This window comes from Bordetella petrii (assembly GCF_000067205.1).
Classification (GTDB): Bacteria; Pseudomonadota; Gammaproteobacteria; order Burkholderiales; family Burkholderiaceae_B; genus Bordetella_A; species Bordetella_A petrii.
Genome location: NC_010170.1, coordinates 1758101 through 1776983, shown reverse-complemented (window position 1 = coordinate 1776983; position 18883 = coordinate 1758101). Strand labels below are relative to the sequence as shown.

Below are 18883 nucleotides of genomic sequence, written 5' to 3'. Positions count from 1 at the left end.
CCGGGCCGCGCGCCTCGTACAATGGACCAATCGCCCCAGGGCGCCATCCACGCGAGCAAGGAGATCTTCTCATGCGCATCATGCGAGCCCCCCGCCTGTCGGTGGCCGCCCTGGCTGCCGCCACGGCCCTGCTCTGGACGACGCCCGCGGCGGCCGCCCCCCAATGCGAAATCGACCAGCCGGTGCGCTTCAGCGGCCTGAACTGGGAATCCAACCTCGTGCTGGCGGGCATCGAGCGTTTTATTGTCGAGCATGGCTACGGTTGCGCCACCTCGGTCGAAATCGGCGAGACCCTGGCGATGCTGGCAGCCCTGCAGCGCCGCGACGTCGACGTCACGCCCGAGGTCTGGCCTGGCCAGATCGAAGTGGCCTGGGACAAGGCGCTGAAATCCGGCAAGGTGCTGGCGGCCGGCCATGTGTACGACGCGGGTGAAGGCTGGTATATCCCCCGCTACACCGCCGAGCGCCATCCCGACCTGAAAAGCGCGGCCGACCTGGCCCGCTACACCAAGGTGTTCGCCGACCCCGAAGACCCGTCGCGCGGCCGCATCTACGGCTGCCCCGCCGGCTGGGCCTGCGGCACCCTGAACACCAACCTGCTCAAAGCGCTGAAGCTCGACAGCCAATACGCGATGTTCGCCCCCGGCTCGGGCGCCGCGCAAAAGGCTGCCATCGTATCGGCGTACAAGCGCAAGCGCGACATCGTGTTCTATTACTGGACGCCCACCGCGCTGGTCGGCGCGCTGGACCTGGTCAAGCTGCAATTGCCGGCCTTCGACCAGGCCGCCTACACCTGCATGACCGACCCCAAATGCGAACATCCGGTGCCCACCGAGTTCAAGGCCAACAAAGTGGTCACCGGCCTGAACGCCGAGTTCGCGCGTCAGGCGCCGCAGCTCAAGACTTTCTTCGACAAGCTCAGCGTGCCCGCCCCTGCCATCGACGATACGCTGGGGTGGCTCGAAAACCAGGGCGCGGAACCCGAGGACGCGGCGCAGTATTTCCTGCGCAAGTATCCCGACGTCTGGCGCAAATGGGTGCCGGCCGAGGTTGCCGAGCGGGTCCAGTCCAGCCTGTAGCCCGTCGCGGGTGTATGCTGCGCAGGCACTGCGCCCTTCGGCGCGACCGACTCAAGGAATGACGACATGGATGCGATCTACTGGCACGATGGCCAATGGACCACCGACAACCCCAAGCTGCTGGGCCCCGCCGACCACGCCTTCTGGATGGCCAGCATGGTATTCGACGGCGCGCGCGCCTTCGACGGCCTGACCCCCGACCTCGATCTGCACTGCCAGCGCGTGGTGCGCTCGGCCGAGAAGATGCTGATGAAGCCCCGGCTGGGCTGGCAGCAGATCCGCGATCTGTGCCTGCAGGCCGTGGCGCGCTTTCCAGCAGGCGAGGCGCTGTACATCAAGCCCATGTTCTTCTGCGCCGCCGGCTTCCTGCTGCCCGAGGCCGAGCAGACGCAATTCGTGCTGCACGTCTTCAAAGTGCCCATGCCGGGCGACCAGGGTTTTTCGGCCTGCTTTTCCAGCTTTGCGCGGGCCTGGTCGAACATGGCTCCCACCGACGCCAAGGCATCGTGCCTGTACCCCAATGGCCAGCGCGCCATCCGCGAAGCCATGGACAAGGGCTTCGATAATGCCATCATGCTCGACGGCGACGGCCACGTGGCCGAGTTCGCCACCGCCAACTTGTGGATCGCCAAAGACGGCGTGGTGTCCACGCCGGCCGACAATGGCACCTTCCTGAACGGCATCACGCGCCAGCGCGTGCTTGCCCTGCTGCGCGCCGACGGCGTCGATGTGCAGGAACGCGCGCTGACGCGGGCTGACGTCGAACAGGCCGACGAAGTGTTTTCCACCGGCAACTATGGCAAGGTGGTGCACGTCAACCGGGTCGAAGACCGCAGCCTGCCCTACGGCCCAATGGCGCGCCGCGCGCATGGGCTGTATATGGAATACGCGCGCGGAGGCAGGTGACCGCTCCGGACGCCGGGCTCAAGACTGGGCAGCGCCCGCTGAAGCAACTGAAACACCCGCCACGGTATCCGACACCGGCGGCGACATCGCATGAACAGGCGACCCAGGCCACGGTGTCTGACACCTGTGGAGTCAGACACCTGGTGACGACCGAGGCTCACTACGGTGTCTGACACCTGTGGAGTCAGACACCTGGTGACGACCGAGGCTCATTACGGTGTCTGGCACCTGTGGAGTCAGACACCTGGCGACGACCGAGGCTCACTACGGTGTCTGACACCTGTGGAGTCAGACACCTGGTGACGACCGAGGCTCACTACGGTGTCTGACACCTGTGGAGTCAGACACCTGGTGACGACCGAGGCTCACTACGGTGCCTGACACCTGTGGAGTCAGACACCTGGCGACGACCGAGGCTCACTACGGTGTCTGGCACCTGTGGAGTCAGACACCTGGCGACGACCGAGGCTCACTACGGTGTCTGGCACCTGTGGAGTCAGACACCTGGCGACGACCGAGGCTCACTACGGTGTCTGGCACCTGTGGAGTCAGACACCTGGCCAGGCCAGCCACCTGTCCCGCCGCGCAAAATCCAGCAACGGTCCGCACGTCTTGATCGCAGTCCCGCGTGGTGCGGTCGGGTGGGAGTGGCGCGTTGGGCGGCGGGGCAGCTGCGCAGCAGGCCGAGGCGCCTGCATGCGCCCGAGCCCGACGCACGTGCGCCGCCCCCACCCGACCGCACCACGCGGGACGGTGCAAGAACCCGCCGACGATACCCACACCACGCGCAGATCAGCCCCCCTTCCCCAACCCCAGGTAGCTTTCAATCACCCTGGGATTACCCGCCAGATCGCGGGCCGGGCCATGCAATACAACTTCGCCGGTTTCCAGCACATAGCCGTAGTCGGCTACCTGCAGCGCAGCGCGCGCATTCTGCTCCACCAGCAAAATCGCCACGCCGGTTTCACGCAACCGCGCGATGATGTGGAAAATTTCCCGCACAATGCGCGGCGCCAGCCCCAGGCTGGGCTCGTCCAGCATCAGCAGGCGCGGCTTGGCCATCAGGGCCCGCCCCACCGCCAGCATCTGCCGCTCGCCGCCCGACAGCGTGCCGGCCTGCTGCCGGCGCCTTTCGCGCAGGCGCGGAAACAGATCGAACACTTCATCCAACGTGCCGCGCCAGCCGCTCTCGCGCGCCCGGTAGCGGCGGAAACCGCCCAGCAGCAGATTGTCTTCCACCGACATGCTGCCGAACAGCTCGCGCCGCTCGGGCACCAGCGACATGCCAGCCGCCACGCGCCGCTCGACCGACCAGCCCGACACATCGGTGCCCGCGTAGCGCACCGCGCCCGATGCGTGGCCGCTACTTGGCAGCGCGCCCATCATGGCGTTAAGCATGGTCGACTTGCCCGCGCCATTGGCGCCGATCACCGTCACAATGCTGCCGGGCGCGACGGCCAGGGTCGCTTCGCTGAGCGCGCCCACCTTGCCATAGCGGGCGCTGAGCCCGTGCACGTCGAGAATCGGGTCCTGGCTCATTGCGCGCTCTCCGTAGATGCGACGGCGGCGTCCGACAGGTCGTCATCGATGCCGCCGAGATACGCCTCGAGCACGGCCGGGTTCTGCTGCACCTCGGCGGGCACGCCTTCGGCCAGCTTGGTGCCGAAATCCATCACCACCAAATGGTTGGTCAGGCGCATGACAAAATCCATATCGTGTTCCACCAGCAGGATGCTCATGCCTTCGTCGCGCAGCTGCTCCAGCACCTGGCCCAGCTCCTGCTTTTCTTTGTAGCGCAAGCCGGCGGCCGGCTCGTCCAGCAACAGCAGCACCGGGTCGCTGGCCAGCGCCCGGGCAATCTCCAGAATGCGCTGCTGGCCCAGCGCCAGATTGCCGGCCTGCTCGTATAGGTAATCGCCCAGGCCGACCCGCTTGAGCTGGGTCGCGGCCTCGTGCAGCAGCCGCGCCTCTTGCGCGCGGTCGCTGTGCAAGGCGCCGGCCAGCACACCCACGTCGGCGCGCATGTGCGCGCCCAGCGCCACGTTTTCCAACACCGACATGCCCGGCAACAGCTGCACGTGCTGGAACGTGCGCCCCACCCCGCGCCGCGCGATCTCGCGCGCTTGCTGGCCGTCGATGCGCTCGCCCAGGAAACGCACCTGGCCGCGCGTGGCGGGCAGCACGCCGCTGATCAGGTTGAAGGTGGTGCTCTTGCCAGCGCCGTTGGGGCCGATCAGGCCGACTATCTCGCCGGCCCGCACCTTGAATGAAATGTCGTTCACCGCCACCAGGCCGCCGAACTCTTTGCGGATGGCATCCACTTCCAGCACCAGCGCGCCGCCTTGCGGACGCTCGCGGTGCGGCAAGGCCGGCGCGGCGGGCGGCGGCGCCATGTTGCGGCGCGAGCCGGCGCTGCCGGTCAGGCGCGCCCAACCGGACGACAGAATGGGCCACAGACCGTTCGCCGCGTATTGCAGCACCAGGATCAGCAGCACGCCGAACACGATCAGCTCGAAGTTGGCATCGGTGTCCAACAGCGCCGGCAGCAGGTTCTGCAGCTGGTCTTTCAGGCCCAGGATCACCGCCGAGCCCACCACCGCGCCCCAGACGTGCCCGGCGCCGCCCACCACCGCCATGAACAGGTATTCAATACCGTAGTTCAGGCCGAACGGACTGGGGCTTACCGCGCGCTGCATGTGGGCGTAGATCCAGCCCGACAGGCAGGCCAGCAGCGCCGCCCAGACGAAGATTACGACCTTGTAGGAACCCGTGTTCACACCCATCGATTCGGCCATGCCCGCGCCGCTCTTGAGCGCGCGGATGGCGCGGCCCGGGCGCGAACTCAGCAGGTTGCTGGTCGCCCACAGCGACAGCAGCAGGCAGATCCAGATCAGGTAGTAAATGTGCCGGCCGCTCGCCAGCGAAAAGCCGAACACGCTGATCGGCTCGAGCCCGGCGATGCCGTCGTGCTTGCCCAGCCAGTCCAGGTTGCCGAACAGAAAATACAAAGACAGGCCCCAGGCGATAGTGCCCAGCGGCAGATAGTGTCCGGACAGCCGCAGCGTGATGATGCCCAGCAGGTACGCCACCGCCGCCGTCAGCAACAAGCCCACAGGCAACGCCAGCCAGGGCGACGCGCCATAGTGGCTGGTCATGACGGCGGTGGTGTAGGCCCCCAGGCCCACGAAAGCGGCCTGGCCGAACGAAGTCAGGCCCCCCACCCCGGTCAGCAGCACCAGGCCCAGCGCCACCAACGCCGCCAGGCCAATATAGTTGAGCTGCGTAATCCAGAATTCCGGCGTGGCCGACACCATCGGCAGCACCGCCAGCAGGACGATAAATGCAATTAGCAGGATGCGGTTCATGGCTCTCATTCCTCGTCGTCCGCATGATGGCTGCCGAACGACCGCCACACCAACACCGGGATGATCAGCGTGAACACGATCACTTCCTTGTAGGCGCTCGCCCAGAATGACGAGAACGATTCCAGCACGCCCACCAGCACCGCGCCGGCGGCCGCCACCGGATAGCTGCCCAGGCCGCCGATAATGGCGCCCACGAAACCCTTCAGGCCGATCAGGAAGCCGGTGTCGTAATAGACCGTGGTAATGGGCGCGATCAGCATGCCCGACATGGCGCCGATCGCCACCGCCAGCGTGAAGGTCAGGCTACCCGACATGCTGGTGCTGATGCCCACCAACCGCGCTCCGCGCCGGTTCACGGCGGTGGCGCGCAACGCGCGCCCATACAGCGTCTTGTCGAAGAACAGCCACAGCGCCACGATCAGCAAGACGCAGGTGCCCACCACGAACAGGCTCTGCGCCGACCAGGTGGCGGGCCCGATATTGATCTGCCCGCTGACGAACGCCGGCGTGCGCCAGCCTTCGGCCCCGAAAAACACCAGCGCCAGACCGGTCAACGCAAAGTGCACAGCTACCGACACAATCAGCAGCACCAGCACCGAGGCCTCGGCCAGCGGCTGGTACACAATGCGGTACACCATGGGTCCCATGGGCACAATCAGCGCCAGCGTCAGCAGCATGTTCAGCCACAGCGAATTGCCCTCGCCGGCGTAGCCGACGGTCAGCCACAGCAGGGCCAGCGGCACGGCCACGCAGGTCAACACAACCTTGGGCAGCGGCGACCAGCTGCCGCTGCGAGCGGCCCGCACGATTTCCAGCACCAGCACGACGGCGCCAAGCAAGGGCAGCAGATAGGCGGTGCCTGGCACCCGGCCATTGACGAGCATCGCCAATGTCAGTGCGCCGAACGCCACGAACTCGCCCTGCGGAATGAAGATGACGCGGGTGACGGTGAAGACCAGCACCAGCGCCATGCCCAGCAGCGCATAGATGGCACCGTTGACGATGCCGTCCTGCAACAGGATGAGCGCTATCGTGAAATCCATCGAACTACTACCTTAGGAATGCCTGGGCATTGCCGGCCCCGCCGGCGGGCAATACCGCGGATGCGACACACCGGCCTGGCGGCCGGTGCGTGGTGATGCCGGCGCAGCCGGGTAGGCTCGCCGGCGGCATGACGCTTACAGATCGGGCTGATAGACCCACTTGCCCTTCTCGACCTTCACGATGACGCGCGCGCGCTCATCGAAGCCGGCATGGTCGGTGGGGCTCATGTTGAACACGCCTTGCGAAGCGGGCAGGTCCTTGATGCCTTCCAGCGCGTCGCGCATGGCGGCGCGGAATTCCGGCGTGCCCGGCTTGGCGCCGCTCTTGAGCGCCGTCGGCACGGCATGCACGATCAGCTGGCCGGCATCCCACATATGGCCGCCGAAGGTGTTGGTGGAACCGTCGCCGTGCTTGGCCTCGTAGGCCTTGGTATAGGCCAGCGCCGACTGCTTGACCGGGTTGCTGTCGGGCAGTTGGTCCGCCACCAGCAGCGGGCCGGCGGGCAGCAGCATGCCTTCGCAGTCTTTGCCGCAGACGCGCAGCACATCGTTGTTGGCCGCGCCGTGGGTCTGGTAGATAGTGCCCTGGTAGTTGCGCGCGCGCAGCTCTTTCTGCGGCAGCGCCGACGGCGTGCCCGCGCCGGCGATCAAGATCGCATCCGGCTTGGCGCTGATCAGCTTGAGTACCTGGCCGGTCACGCTGGTGTCGGTGCGGCCGTATTTCTCGACCGCGGTGATTTCAATGCCCTTGCCCTTGACGGCATCGCGCATCACGGCCAGCCAGCTGTCGCCATAGGCGTCGGCAAACCCGATGAAGCCCAGCGTCTTGACCTTGGCCTTGGCCATGGCGTCGGCCAGCGCGCTGGCCATCAGCGCATCGTTCTGCGGCGTCTTGAATACCCAGCGGCGCTTGTCGTCGACCGGTTCGACGATCTTGGCACTGGCGGCCACGCTGATCATCGGCACCTTGGCCTCGGCGGCCACGTCCACCATGGCCAGCGAGCCCGGGGTGATGGAAGTGCCGACCAGCACATCAACCTTGTCGTCCGAAACCAGCTTGCGCGAGTTCTTCACGGCCTGAGTGGTGTCGGTGGCGTCGTCGAGCACGATCCATTCGATCTTCTGGCCGGCTACCTCGGTGGGCAGCAGGGCCACGGTGTTGCGCTCGGGAATGCCCAGCGAAGCGGCCGGACCGGTGCTGGCAAGCGTGACACCCACCTTGACCTGCGCGCTGGCGAGCAGCGGAAGGCCCAGGGCGACGGCCACGGCGGCCGCAGACAAGCCGAAATGCTTGCGCGTCATGTTGTTGTCTCCTGTGTGGGCCCTTGTTCTCTCCCCGCATGGGGATGGCGGGCCCGGTTGAACGTCATACAGAAAAATCAATATTAGCGTTTGAAGTGTATCAAATACCCTTCAAATAAACCCCCGTGACTTCCCTAGTTCACGTACGCAAAAATCGAATGCATTCGACATTAACAAATCTTGCCGAACTTGGCGAAACCCGTCATTAAGGGGATTCCCGAAGCACGGGCCACACCCGCTCGACGCGCCACGCCACGCAGGCGGCCACAATGGCCTTGACCAGGTCGCCCGGCACGAACGCCGCCACGGCCAGCGCCGCCTTGCCCCATTCCATGTGGGTGACGGCCGCCAGCCACGGAACGCCCACCGCATACACCACGACGATGCCGCCTACGATGCAGGCCACAGTGTTGCCGGCCACCGACAGGCCGCCGTTGCGGGCCCAGGCGGCCACCCGGCGCGCTAGCCAGCCGGTGACGCAGGCGCCCAGCGCCATGCCCACCAGGAAGCCGCCGGTCGGCCCGAAAAACACGCCCAGCCCGCCCCGCCCGCCCGGTAGCACGGGCAGGCCGATGGCTGCCAGCACCAGGTACAGCAGGCAGGCCAGCCCGCCGCGCAGTGGCCCCAGCATGACGCCGGCCAGCATGGTTCCCAGCGTCTGCAAGGTGATGGGCACGGGGATGGCGGGCAGCGGAATCGGGGGGATCAGGCTCAGCACGACGATCAGTGCGGCGAACAAGGCAATCAGCACGGTGTCTCGGGTCTTCATCGCAGGCTCCTGGGGGAATGGGGTCGAATACGGCACTAGCTGCGCGCGTCAATCGCCTGGGCGACCTGGTCGGCCCGCTTCAGCGTGCGCACCACCAGCGGCACGATCAATGCCAGCGGGTGCCGAGCCAGGCCGCGCGCGGCCTGGGCTTCGCGGATTTCCTGATAATGACGCCAGATCTCGGGCACAAAGCGCAGCGTCAGCGCAAGCGCCAGCGCCACCCTGCCGGCGTCCAGCAGGCCAAGGCGCTGCAGGGGCCGCAAGGCTTGCTCGCAAACCGCGATCAAATCGGAGCTGCGGGTCGAGAGCGTCACGGCCACGGCCAGGCCCACCAGGGCGGCAACGCGCAACAGCACCGCGGCAGCCGCCTGCCATCCCTGGAAAACGGCAGCGAAGGCGGCAACGGCCGTCAGCACCCACAGCAGGCCGCGCAACTGACGCCAGAGGGCCGCGGCACCCACGCCGGTGGACCAGACCAGCAGCGCTGCCAGCGCCGCCGCCAGACCCAGCCAGGCCATGTCGCGCACCGCGACCAGCCCGGCCCCGGCCGCCACCAGCAGCGCCAGCTTCAAGGCGGCCGGCAGCCGGTGCAGCGGGCTGGCGCCATTGATATATAGGGGTTCGATCATCATGCGCAGTGCTCACGGTACCAGCGCAGCGCGGGACCGGGCGCGTCATCGGCGGCAATGCGCCCGTCGGCCACGACCAGCACCCGCTCGAAATCATTCAGCAAATCCAGGTCATGGCTGACCACCACCGCCGGACGATCCAGCGCGGCGATGGCGCGGGCGACCCGGTTGCGGTTGCGCAGGTCGAGCTGGGTGGTGGGCTCGTCGAACACCACCAACGCGGGCTCCATGACCAGCACCGACGCCAGCGCCACCAGTTGGCACTCGCCGCCCGACAGCGTGTGGCTGGCCCGGTCGGCCAGATGCGCCACCCCCAATTCATCCAGGCGGACGCCGACGCGGCGCGCGCACTCGACGGCGTCCAGGCCGAGCGGTTTCAGGCCGAAGGCCAGGTCTTCGCGTACGATGGGGTAGACAATCTGGTTTTCGGGGTTCTGGAACACAAACCCCACCCGCCGGCGCACCGCCTTCAGGTCGCGGCGGGTATCCAGGCCATCGACCAGCACCCGCCCCGAGGTGGGCAGCACCAGGCCGTTCAGCAGCTTGACCAGGGTGCTCTTGCCGGCCCCGTTGGGGCCGACCACGCCGACGCGGCGCTCCGAGAGGGTCAGGCTGACCCCCTTCAGCGCCTGGGAATGCGGCGTGGCCACGACCGCCTGGTCAAACTCGATTAACATGGGGCGGGATTATGCCCGAACCATTTCACGGAGCGGGACTCCAACAGTGCATATGGAAAAAGTACGCAAAACCGACGCCGAATGGCGCGCCCAGCTGACCCCCGAAGAATACGCCGTCGCGCGCCAGAAAGGCACCGAACGCCCCTTCACGGGCCGCTACTGGAACACCACCACCCACGGCATCTACCGCTGCGTGGGCTGTGGCACTCCCCTGTTTGCCTCCGATACCAAGTTCGACGCCGGCTGCGGCTGGCCCAGCTACTTCGAGCCGCTCGATCCCGCGCGGGTGCGCGAAGAAACCGACACCTCGCACGGCATGGTCCGCACCGAAGTCCTGTGCAATATCTGCGACGCCCACCTGGGCCACGTCTTCCCCGACGGCCCCGAGCCCACCGGCCTGCGCTACTGCATCAATTCGCTGTCGCTCAAATTCGAACCGCTTGAAGACTGAATGAAGAAATTCCTATTCGACCTGTTCCCGCTGATCCTGTTCTTCATCGCGTACCGGTTCGCCGACATCTACACCGCCACCGCCGTGGCCATTGCCGCCTCGGTGGCGCAGTTCATCTGGCTGCGCGCCACCGGCAAGCGCATCGAGGCCACGCACTGGATCAACCTTTCGGTCATCGTCATTTTCGGCGGCGCCACGCTATGGCTGCACAGCGACGTCTTCATCAAATGGAAGCCCACGGTGCTGTACTGGCTGTTCGGCGGCGCCCTGCTGGGTGCGCGCGTGCTGTTCAAGCGCAACCTCATGCGCCGCCTGCTGGGCACGCAAATCGAACTGCCCGACGCCGCCTGGGACAAGCTCAACCTCAGCTGGGCGCTGTTCTTCCTGGCCGCCGGCGCCGTCAATCTGTATGTCGCCTTCTCGGGCCATTTCACCGAATCGCAATGGGTCAACTTCAAGGTGTTCGGCCTGATGGGGCTGCTGCTGGCCTTCGTCATCGGCCAATCGCTGTGGCTGGGCCGCCACATGCAGCAACCGCGCCAACCCGAGGCCGGCAACGATGCCGGCAAAGACTGACCCGCCTGTTTCCGTCACTTCGCCCATGCCCGACTCTACCGACCGCATTGCCCTGATCCGCACGCGCCTGGCCGTGCTCGACCCCGTCGTCCTCGATATCCGCGACGACTCCCACCTGCATGCCGGCCATGCCGGCGCGCAGGGCGGCGCGGGCCACTACCACGTGCATATCGTGGCGGCGCGTTTCGCCGGCCTGTCGCCGGTTGCGCGTCATCGCCTGGTGTATGATCTTTTGCACGATTTGATCCCCCATCCCGTTCATGCGCTTGCGCTCGACGCCCAAGCTCCCAAGTCAACTCCCTAAAGGAAACCCATGAAACGCATCGTGATGCTGGCCGCGGCTTGCGCGGTCGCGCTGCCGGCCTTTGCGCAAAACGTCGCCACCGTCAATGGCAAGGCCATTTCGCAACAAAGCCTCGATCAATTCGTGAAGCTGCTGGTCAGCCAGGGCGCTACCGACACGCCGCAACTGCGCGAACAGGTCAAGCAGGAAATGATCAACCGCCAGATCTTCGTTCAAGCGGCCGAGAAAGACGGCGTCGCCAAGCAGGCCGATGTCCAGACCGAAATCGAGCTGGCCCGCCAAGGCATCCTGGTCCGCGCCCTGATGGCCGACTACCTGGCGAAGCACCCGGTCACCGACCAGCAGATCCAGGCCGAATACGACAAGGCCAAGCAGCAACAAGCTGGCCAAATGGAATACAAGGTCCGGCACATCCTGGTCGAAGACGAAAAAACCGCCAACGACCTGCTGGCCCAGATCAAGGGCAACAAGAGCAAGTTCGCCGACCTGGCCAAGCAAAACTCCAAAGATCCGGGCAGCGCCGCCAAAGGTGGCGATCTGGGCTGGGCCTCGCCCACCAACTACGTCAAGCCGTTCGCCGACACCGTCAGCAGCCTGAAGAAAGGCCAACTGGCCGACAAGCCGGTGCAGACCCAGTTCGGCTGGCACATCATCGAAGTCGAAGACACCCGTCCGGTGGAGTTCCCGCCGCTCGACCAGGTGCGCCCGCAGCTCGAAGAAATGCTGCGCCAGCAAACCCTGACCGCCTACCAGAAAGAACTGCGCGAAAAGGCCACCATCAAGTAATGGCCTGATTCCCGCCGCAGATTCGGCTGGCAACGCCCCTGGCACCGGACGACGGTCCGATGCCAGGGGCGTTTTTTATATACGGGATATGCCAGGCGCCCGACCCTCCCGGCCCGGGCCACCCGGAGCGGCCTGTACGGCCCGCTACACGCCCAGCAGCGCCTTCAGGCCGTCTTCGTCGAGCACGGTAACGCCCAGTTCCTGAGCCTTGGCCAGCTTGCTGCCGGCTTCTTCGCCCGCCACCACATAGGCGGTTTTTTTCGAGACCGAACCGCTGACCTTGCCGCCCGCGGCCAGGATATGGCGGGTGGCTTCGTCGCGGGTCCAGTTGGGCATGGTGCCGGTCAGCACGAAGGTCTTGCCGGCCAGGGTATTGCCCTGCGGGCCGGCCTCGGGCACGGGATGCACGCCTTGCGCCTTGAGCAGGTCGATGATCTCGCGGTTGTGCGGCTCGGCGAAAAAGCGTCGGATCGAGCCGGCCACCACGGGTCCTACATCGGGTGCGCCAGCCAGGGCCTCTTCGTCGGCATCCATGATGGTTTCGATGCTGCCGAAGTGGCGCGCCACATCGCGCGCGGTGGTTTCGCCGACATGGCGGATGCCCAGGGCGAACAGCAGCCTTCCCAGCGAAGGCGTGCGAGCCCGGTCGATGGCGGCCACCAGGTTGTCAGCCGATTTCTTGCCCATGCGCTCCAGCGCGGCCAGCTCAAAGGCGTTCAGGCTGTACAGGTCGGCCAGCGACTTCACCCGGCCGCTGTCGACCAGTTGGTCGATCAGTTTCTCGCCCAGTCCGTCGATGTCCAGGGCCTTGCGCCCGGCCGCGTGCAATAGCGTCTGCTTGCGCTGGGCCGCGCAAAACAGCCCGCCGGTGCAGCGGGCGATGGCCTCGTCTTCGGGGCGCTCGATGGCTGACCCGCACACCGGGCAAGACACCGGCATCACGAATTCGCGCGCGTCGGCCGGCCGCTTGCCGGGCACCGGCCCGACGACTTCCGGGATCACGTCGCCGGCGCGGCGCACGGTGACAGTGTCGCCGATGCGCACGTCTTTGCGGCGCACTTCGTCTTCGTTGTGCAGGGTTGCATTGGTAACCGTCACCCCGCCCACGAATACCGGCTGCAGACGCGCCACCGGCGTAATAGCCCCGGTGCGGCCCACCTGCACTTCGATGTCGAGCAGCCGGGTGGTGGCCTCTTCGGCCGGAAACTTGTGCGCCAGCGCGAAGCGCGGCGCGCGCGCCACGAAGCCCAGCACTTTCTGGGCCGGCAGGGAATTTACCTTGTAGACCACGCCGTCGATGTCGTACGGCAGCCCCGGGCGCTCGCGGCCGACCTGCTCGTAAAAGGCCAGCAGGCCTTCGGCGCCGACCGCGCGGCGGTTGTGCCGGGTATTGACCGGCAGGCCCAGTTCGGCCAGCCAGTCGAGCATGGCGCCATGGGTATCGCGCGGCAGGGTCGACTCTTCACGTGCGCCTGGAGCGGGCTCGTCGAACAGCGCGGTTTGGCGGCCGGGCAGGCCATGCACTTCGCCCCAGCTGTATGCAAAAAAGCGCAGCGGGCGCTGGGCGGTAATGCGGGGGTCGAGCTGGCGCAGGCTGCCGGCGGCCGCGTTGCGCGGGTTGACGAATACTTTCTCGTCGCGCGCGGCCTGGCTACGGTTCAGGCGGTCGAATTCGGCGCGGTTCATCAGCACTTCGCCGCGCACTTCCAGCACCCGTGGCGCCGCGCCCTTCAGGCGCAGGGGCACGGCACGAATGGTGCGCACGTTGGCAGTGACGTCTTCGCCGGTCTGGCCGTCGCCGCGCGTGGCCGCCTGCACCAGCACGCCGTCTTCGTAGCGCAGGCTGATGGCCAGGCCGTCGAGTTTCAGTTCACAGAAGTATTCGGGCTGCTGGTCGACCCGCAGCAGGCCCGCGCCGCGCAGCGTGTCGCCAACGCGTCGGTCGAATGCCTGCACCTCGTCGGGATCGAAGGCGTTGCCCAGCGACAGCATGGGAACCGCGTGACGCACGCTGCCAAAGGCCGCCAGCGGCGCAGCGCCCACGCGCTGGGTGGGCGACTCGGGGGTAACCAATTCGGGGTGATCGGTTTCGAGCTGGATCAGCTCGCGCATCAGCGCGTCGTACTCGGCATCGGAAACGCTGGGGTCGTCGTGCACGTAGTAGCGCACATTGTGCTGCTCGATTTCGTTGCGCAGCGCGGCAACCCGCTGCGCCGCCTGCCCGGCCTGTCCCGCCATCAGGCAAACACCCGTTGCGCGCGCGGGCTGCCGGCGGGCAGCCCGGCCTGGTCGAGCTGGCCGAACAGCACCTGCAGGCGCTCATCGATGACGGTTTCCGCGCCATCGGCCAACGGCTTGCCCTGGTCATCGACCAGCTCGGCCTGCAGTCGGGCGGCCAGGTCGCGGCCTACGTCGACCATGCGGCCGAAGGCGCGCGGATCGGCCGGCGAACATGGAACGTCGAGCAGGAGCAGCAGGTGTTCAACCGGCGACACGCCGGCGTCGAACGCAACCCCATCGCCGCGCGCCAGGGTAAAGCGCGTGACGCCGCTATCGGCCAGCCAGGCCAGGCGCGGGCCATCGGGCGCGAAGCCCAGCTCGCGGGCCACGCCCGTGATCTCGGCGGCGGAACGCGGCGCCCCCAGCAACAGGGTCAGGCCAACCTGGGTATCCAGCGCGGCGCACATATCGTCGAGCTTGGCCGCGCGCTCGAGCACGACCTGCTGGTCGGGCCCTTCAATCGTGGCTTCGAACCGCTCGGCCAGGTCCTGCGCGCGCGCCCAGGCCTGCGACCATTCGATGGCGGTCAGCGGGCCGCTGCGGTTGGCCAGCAGCACCGCCAGTTGCAGCGCGGCATACGATTCGCCCGCGTGGACGCGGGCCCGGTGTCGGCCGCCCTCGGTGGCGGCGAACACCCGCATGGGCTTGCGGCCCACCTGGCGCAGGCCCTGCATGTAAGGCAGCAGGTCGGCGCCACGCACCGGCTCGCCGAAATTGACCTCGATGACGATCTCGCACACGGGATCGGGTTCTTCGGCGTCGTCGGTATCGGCGTCGGGCGCGGCCGCCTGGGCGGCGGCGGGCACGTTCATGCCCGGCTCGCGGCGCGACGATTCAGCGCCCGCCTGCCGGCCTTCGGCCCCCAGCAAGGGGTCTTGGTCAGAGGCCGGGAAATGCGCCTGCATGCGGTTGCGGGCCCGGCGATCCTGCCACCAGTTGAAACCCAGTACCAACAAAATCAGCAGCACACCCAGGGCAATCAGCCCGATCTGCAAGTCGCTCATGTGTCAATCCTGCGCCGGCAAGACAGCGCCATTCTAGGGTCTGAGAAAAGGGCCCGGTCGGTTTATGCGGCTTCGGCGGCCATTTGCACGGCCGAATCAATGTCTACGGCAACGATACGCGAAACCCCCTGCTCTTGCATGGTAACGCCGACCAGTTGCTTGGCCATCTGCATGGCGATCTTGTTATGCGAGATGAACAGGAACTGGGTCTGCTCGCTCATGCTGCTGACCAGGTTCGCGTAACGCTCGGTATTGGCGTCGTCAAGCGGCGCGTCGACTTCGTCGAGCAGGCAGAACGGCGCGGGATTCAGCTTGAACAGCGCGAACACCAGCGCGGTGGCGGTCAGGGCTTTTTCACCGCCCGACAGCAAATGAATGGTGCTGTTGCGCTTGCCCGGCGGCTGAGCCATGACCTGCACGCCGGCGTCGAGGATTTCGTCGCCGGTCATGGTCAGCTTGGCTTCGCCGCCGCCGAACAGCTTGGGGAACAGTTCGCCGAAATGACCGTTGACGGTATCGAAAGTGGCCTGCAGCAGTTCGCGGGTTTCGCGGTCGATCTTGCGAATGGCGTCTTCCAGGGTATCGATGGCGGTAAGCAGGTCTTGCTGCTGCGAATCGAGGAATTCCTTGCGTTCGCGCGAGGCGTTGAGCTCGTCGAGCGCGGCCAGGTTCACCGAACCCAGCGAATCGATCTGGCGCGAGATACGGCCGACTTCAGACTGCAGCCAATTGGCGCGCCGCCATTCGTCGGGCATGGCGGCCAGTTCCTGGGCCAGCGCCTCCCGGTCGACCTCGCGGGCGTTGAGCTGTTCGGTGAACTGTTCTTCGGCAAGGCGGGCCGCCTGCTCCTGGAGCTGCAGTTCGGTGATGCGGGCGCGCAGGGGTTCGAGCGCGCGCTCTTGCTGCATGCGTTCTTCGTCGGCGCCGCGCAGCAGGGCCGACAGGTTGTCAAGTTCCTGGCGCGCGCGCGACAGCGCTTCTTCGCGCTCGGCGCGCACTTCCAGGGCATCTTGCAGGCCCGCCTGCGAGGCCGAGGCGTCGAGATCGGCCAGGTCGGCCTGCAGCTGTTCGAGCTCGACCGCGGCACGCTGGCTTTGATCGGCGGCCAACTGGCGGTTGCGTTGCAGGTCGGCGATGCGCGACTGCACGCCGCGCTCGGCGAATTCGGCCTCCTGGGCCGCGCGTTCGAGTTCGCGCAGGCGCGCGCGCGCGGCCTCGGCCTGGGCGGCGAGGTCTTCGCCGGCGATCTCGGCATCGGCGAAGCGCGACTGGTGTTCGGCCAGTTCGGCATCGAGCGCCTCGAAGCGGGCCTCGGCCTCTTCACGCGTGGCGCGCAGGTCTTCTTCGTGGGCCGAGATTTCTTCCAGGTCTTGCCGCAACCGCGCGGCGCGCTCGCCCGACTGCTCGGCTTGCTGCTGCAAGCGCGAGTGTTCGAGCTGGATGTCGTGCACCCGGCGGGTGATTTCGGCCACCCGCTGGCGGGCCGGCGCCACTGCCTGCGAAACCTGCTGCCAGGCCGATTCCGCGCGCGCCACGGCGGCGCGGGCCTGGTCGGCAATGAGCTGCTGCGCCTTGATCTCGCGCTGCAGGTTCTCGATTTCCTGCTGGCGGGCCAGCAGGCCGGCCTGTTCGGAGTCGGGCGCGTAGAAGCGCACGCTGTGGGCATCCACCAGATGGCCGGCCGGAACCACGCAGGCGGCGCCTGCCGGCAGGGTGGCGCGCGCGGCCAGGGCTTGCCCCAGGTCGGGCGCGGTATAGATGTTGCCCAGCCAGTCGTTGAGCAGCGTGCGCAGGTCGGGGTCGGTAATGCGCAGCAGGCTGGCCAGCGGCGTCAGCCCCTGCGGCGCGGCCGGGGTGGGCGCGGCGGCCGGCATTTGATAGAACGCCAGGCGGGCCGGCGGCGCGTCTTCGGCGAAAGCGCGTGACCAATCGAGGTTGCGCACTTCGAGCGCGGCCATGCGCTCGCGCAGCACCGCTTCAAGGGCATTTTCCCAGCCGGGCTCGATGTGCAGCTTCTGCCACAGACGGCCCAGGCCGGCCAGTTCGTGTTTGGCCAGCCAGGGTTCGAGCGCGCCCTGCTTCTGCACGTCTTCCTGCAGCTTGACCAGGGCGGCCAGGCGGGCCTCCAGGCGGGCCAGGTTCTGGGCGTCTTGCTGGGCCGCCGCCTGGGCGCGGCTGCGCTCGGCATCGGCCTCGGGCACCCGGGCTTCCAGGGCGGCGAGTTCCTGCTGGGCTTCTTCGAGCTGGTCTTCGCCCGCGGCGCGGTCGCCCGCCAGCTGCTCCAGGCGCACCGGATCGGGCGCATGCAGTTCGCGCAGTTCTTGCTGCAGGCGTTCGCGGCGCTGCTCCAGGTTCTGCAGCTGGCGATCGGCGTCGCGCTGAGTTTGCGCGGCCAGCGCCAGGTTCTGTTCGACCCGCGCCAGCGAACTGCGCATCTCGTCGCGCGAGGCGGCCGCGTCGCGCACGCGAGCCTCGACGGCCGGCAAGCTGGCATGGGCCTCTTCGGCCAGGGCGCGCGCCTCTTCGGTGCGCGCGGCGCCCGTGGCCAGATCGTCTTCGGCCTGAGCGATCTGCTCGACGCAGTGGGTCTGCTGCGCGTCCCATTCGGCGATCTGCTGCTGCAGTTGCTCGCGGCGGGCCTGCAGGCGGTTGCGCGAATCGACCACGTGGCGGATTTCGGCCTCCAGGCGGCTGACCTGTGCATTGGCCTCGTACAACTGCCCTTGCGCGGCATGCACCGCGTCGCCGGCCGCGTAATGGGCCTGCCGGCGCGATTCGAGCTCGGCCTCGCCCGAACGCAGGTTGGCGATGGCGGCCTCGAGGTTGGTCTGGGCCTGGGCCATTTCCTGGCTCTTGCGCTGGCGCTCGTCGCGTGCGCCGGTTTCTTTCAGCAGCCAGAGCGCGAACTGCTTCTTTTCGCCATCGGCCTGCAGTTCGCGGTATTGGCGGGCCACTTCGGCCTGCGCTTCCAGTTTTTCGAGTTGCGAACCCAGTTCGCGCAGAATGTCTTCGACCCGCGTGAGATTCTCGCGCGTGTCGGACAGGCGGTTTTCGGTTTCGCGGCGCCGTTCTTTATAGCGCGACACGCCTGCCGCTTCTTCAAGAAAGACCCGCAGTTCTTCGGGGCGGGCCTCGATCAGGCGGTTGATCATGCCCTGCCCGATGATGGCGTAGCCACGCGCGCCCAGGCCGGTGCCCAGGAAGATGTCGTGGATGTCGCGGCGCCGCACCTGCTGGTTGTTGACGTAGTAGCTGCTGGTGCCGTCGCGTGTCAGCACACGCCGCACCGCGATCTCGGAATACGTGCTCCACTGGCCCGCGGCGCGCCCCTCGGAGTTGTCGAACACCATTTCTACCGATGCACGCGCGGCCGGCTTGCGGTTGCCCGAGCCGTTGAAGATGACGTCCTGCATGGACTCGCCGCGCAGCTCCGACGCCTTGGCCTCGCCCAGCACCCACCGCACGGCGTCGATAATATTGGACTTGCCGCAACCGTTCGGCCCCACCACGCCCACCAGCTGGCTGGGCACGGGAATGACGGTGGGATCGACGAACGATTTGAAGCCGGCGAGTTTTAGTTGAGTCAGGCGCACAGTACGATGACGGACGGGTGAGGTTGAACGAAAGGCGTTGAACGGACCTGCCGCACGGGTTGCAGACGGCCCCAGGGGCCGGTAGATGCGGATCGTATGATACCCCAGGCAGCCGGCCG

At 67.0% G+C, this 18883-nt stretch carries 16 protein-coding genes; 6 read left to right on the top strand and 10 right to left on the bottom strand.

The window, feature by feature from the left end; all coding sequences use genetic code 11:
* The first annotated feature begins 80 nt into the window (after positions 1-80).
* Entirely contained in the window at positions 81-1079 is a 999-nt protein-coding gene (locus BPET_RS08745; RefSeq protein ID WP_041863714.1) for an ABC transporter substrate-binding protein, read from the top strand.
* A 66-nt stretch (positions 1080-1145) separates the two neighbouring features.
* Positions 1146-1985 carry a branched-chain amino acid aminotransferase gene (locus tag BPET_RS08740; protein WP_012248641.1) on the top strand — a complete coding sequence of 280 codons (840 nt, stop codon included), beginning with the start codon at positions 1146-1148 and terminating at the stop codon, positions 1983-1985.
* 792 nt (positions 1986-2777) lie between these two features.
* Here BPET_RS08740 and BPET_RS08735 read toward each other — a convergent pair.
* The 7 genes from BPET_RS08735 to BPET_RS08705 form a co-directional block, all read right to left on the bottom strand.
* Positions 2778-3524, bottom strand: a complete 747-nt coding sequence (locus BPET_RS08735; RefSeq protein ID WP_012248640.1) for an ABC transporter ATP-binding protein — start codon at positions 3522-3524, stop codon at positions 2778-2780.
* On the bottom strand, positions 3521-5350 hold the full coding sequence (locus BPET_RS08730) for a branched-chain amino acid ABC transporter ATP-binding protein/permease (protein WP_012248639.1): 1830 nt from the start codon (positions 5348-5350) through the stop codon (positions 3521-3523). Before BPET_RS08730 ends, BPET_RS08735 begins: the two co-directional genes overlap by 4 nt.
* Before the next feature lie 5 nt (positions 5351-5355).
* The gene (locus BPET_RS08725; protein ID WP_012248638.1) at positions 5356-6393 is read right to left on the bottom strand and encodes a branched-chain amino acid ABC transporter permease; all 1038 of its coding nucleotides are present in this window, start codon (positions 6391-6393) and stop codon (positions 5356-5358) included.
* A gap of 135 nt (positions 6394-6528) precedes the next feature.
* Positions 6529-7695, bottom strand: coding sequence for an ABC transporter substrate-binding protein (locus BPET_RS08720; protein ID WP_012248637.1), 1167 nt, complete (start codon positions 7693-7695; stop codon positions 6529-6531).
* A gap of 205 nt (positions 7696-7900) precedes the next feature.
* Positions 7901-8464, bottom strand: a complete 564-nt coding sequence (locus tag BPET_RS08715) for a biotin transporter BioY (protein WP_012248636.1) — start codon at positions 8462-8464, stop codon at positions 7901-7903.
* Positions 8465-8499: 35 nt separating this feature from the next.
* Positions 8500-9093, bottom strand: a complete 594-nt coding sequence (locus BPET_RS08710) for an energy-coupling factor transporter transmembrane component T (RefSeq protein ID WP_041863712.1) — start codon at positions 9091-9093, stop codon at positions 8500-8502.
* Complete coding sequence (locus tag BPET_RS08705; protein ID WP_012248633.1) at positions 9093-9770, bottom strand: energy-coupling factor ABC transporter ATP-binding protein; 678 nt, start codon at positions 9768-9770, stop codon at positions 9093-9095. The genes BPET_RS08710 and BPET_RS08705 overlap by 1 nt, the downstream gene beginning before the upstream one ends.
* 52 nt (positions 9771-9822) lie before the next feature.
* Here BPET_RS08705 and msrB point away from each other — a divergent pair, with 52 nt between their 5' ends.
* From msrB to BPET_RS08685, 4 genes are read left to right on the top strand one after another with little or no spacing between them, the layout of a single operon-like run.
* Positions 9823-10221: a peptide-methionine (R)-S-oxide reductase MsrB gene (msrB, locus tag BPET_RS08700; protein WP_041862818.1), complete on the top strand. Its 399-nt coding sequence runs from the start codon at positions 9823-9825 to the stop codon at positions 10219-10221.
* Positions 10222-10797: a septation protein A gene (locus tag BPET_RS08695; RefSeq protein ID WP_012248632.1), complete on the top strand. Its 576-nt coding sequence runs from the start codon at positions 10222-10224 to the stop codon at positions 10795-10797.
* Positions 10798-10822: 25 nt separating this feature from the next.
* The gene (locus BPET_RS08690) at positions 10823-11101 is read left to right on the top strand and encodes a BolA family protein (RefSeq protein ID WP_041862817.1); all 279 of its coding nucleotides are present in this window, start codon (positions 10823-10825) and stop codon (positions 11099-11101) included.
* Positions 11102-11110: 9 nt separating this feature from the next.
* Entirely contained in the window at positions 11111-11887 is a 777-nt protein-coding gene (locus BPET_RS08685; protein ID WP_012248630.1) for a peptidylprolyl isomerase, read from the top strand.
* A 144-nt stretch (positions 11888-12031) separates the two neighbouring features.
* Here BPET_RS08685 and ligA read toward each other — a convergent pair whose 3' ends face one another.
* The 3 genes from ligA to smc form a co-directional block, all read right to left on the bottom strand.
* Positions 12032-14125 carry an NAD-dependent DNA ligase LigA gene (gene ligA / locus BPET_RS08680; RefSeq protein ID WP_012248629.1) on the bottom strand — a complete coding sequence of 698 codons (2094 nt, stop codon included), beginning with the start codon at positions 14123-14125 and terminating at the stop codon, positions 12032-12034.
* Positions 14125-15171, bottom strand: a complete 1047-nt coding sequence (locus BPET_RS08675; protein WP_012248628.1) for a cell division protein ZipA C-terminal FtsZ-binding domain-containing protein — start codon at positions 15169-15171, stop codon at positions 14125-14127. Before BPET_RS08675 ends, ligA begins: the two co-directional genes overlap by 1 nt.
* A 62-nt stretch (positions 15172-15233) precedes the next feature.
* Positions 15234-18764, bottom strand: a complete 3531-nt coding sequence (smc, locus tag BPET_RS08670) for a chromosome segregation protein SMC (protein WP_041862816.1) — start codon at positions 18762-18764, stop codon at positions 15234-15236.
* Positions 18765-18883: the final 119 nt, after the last annotated feature.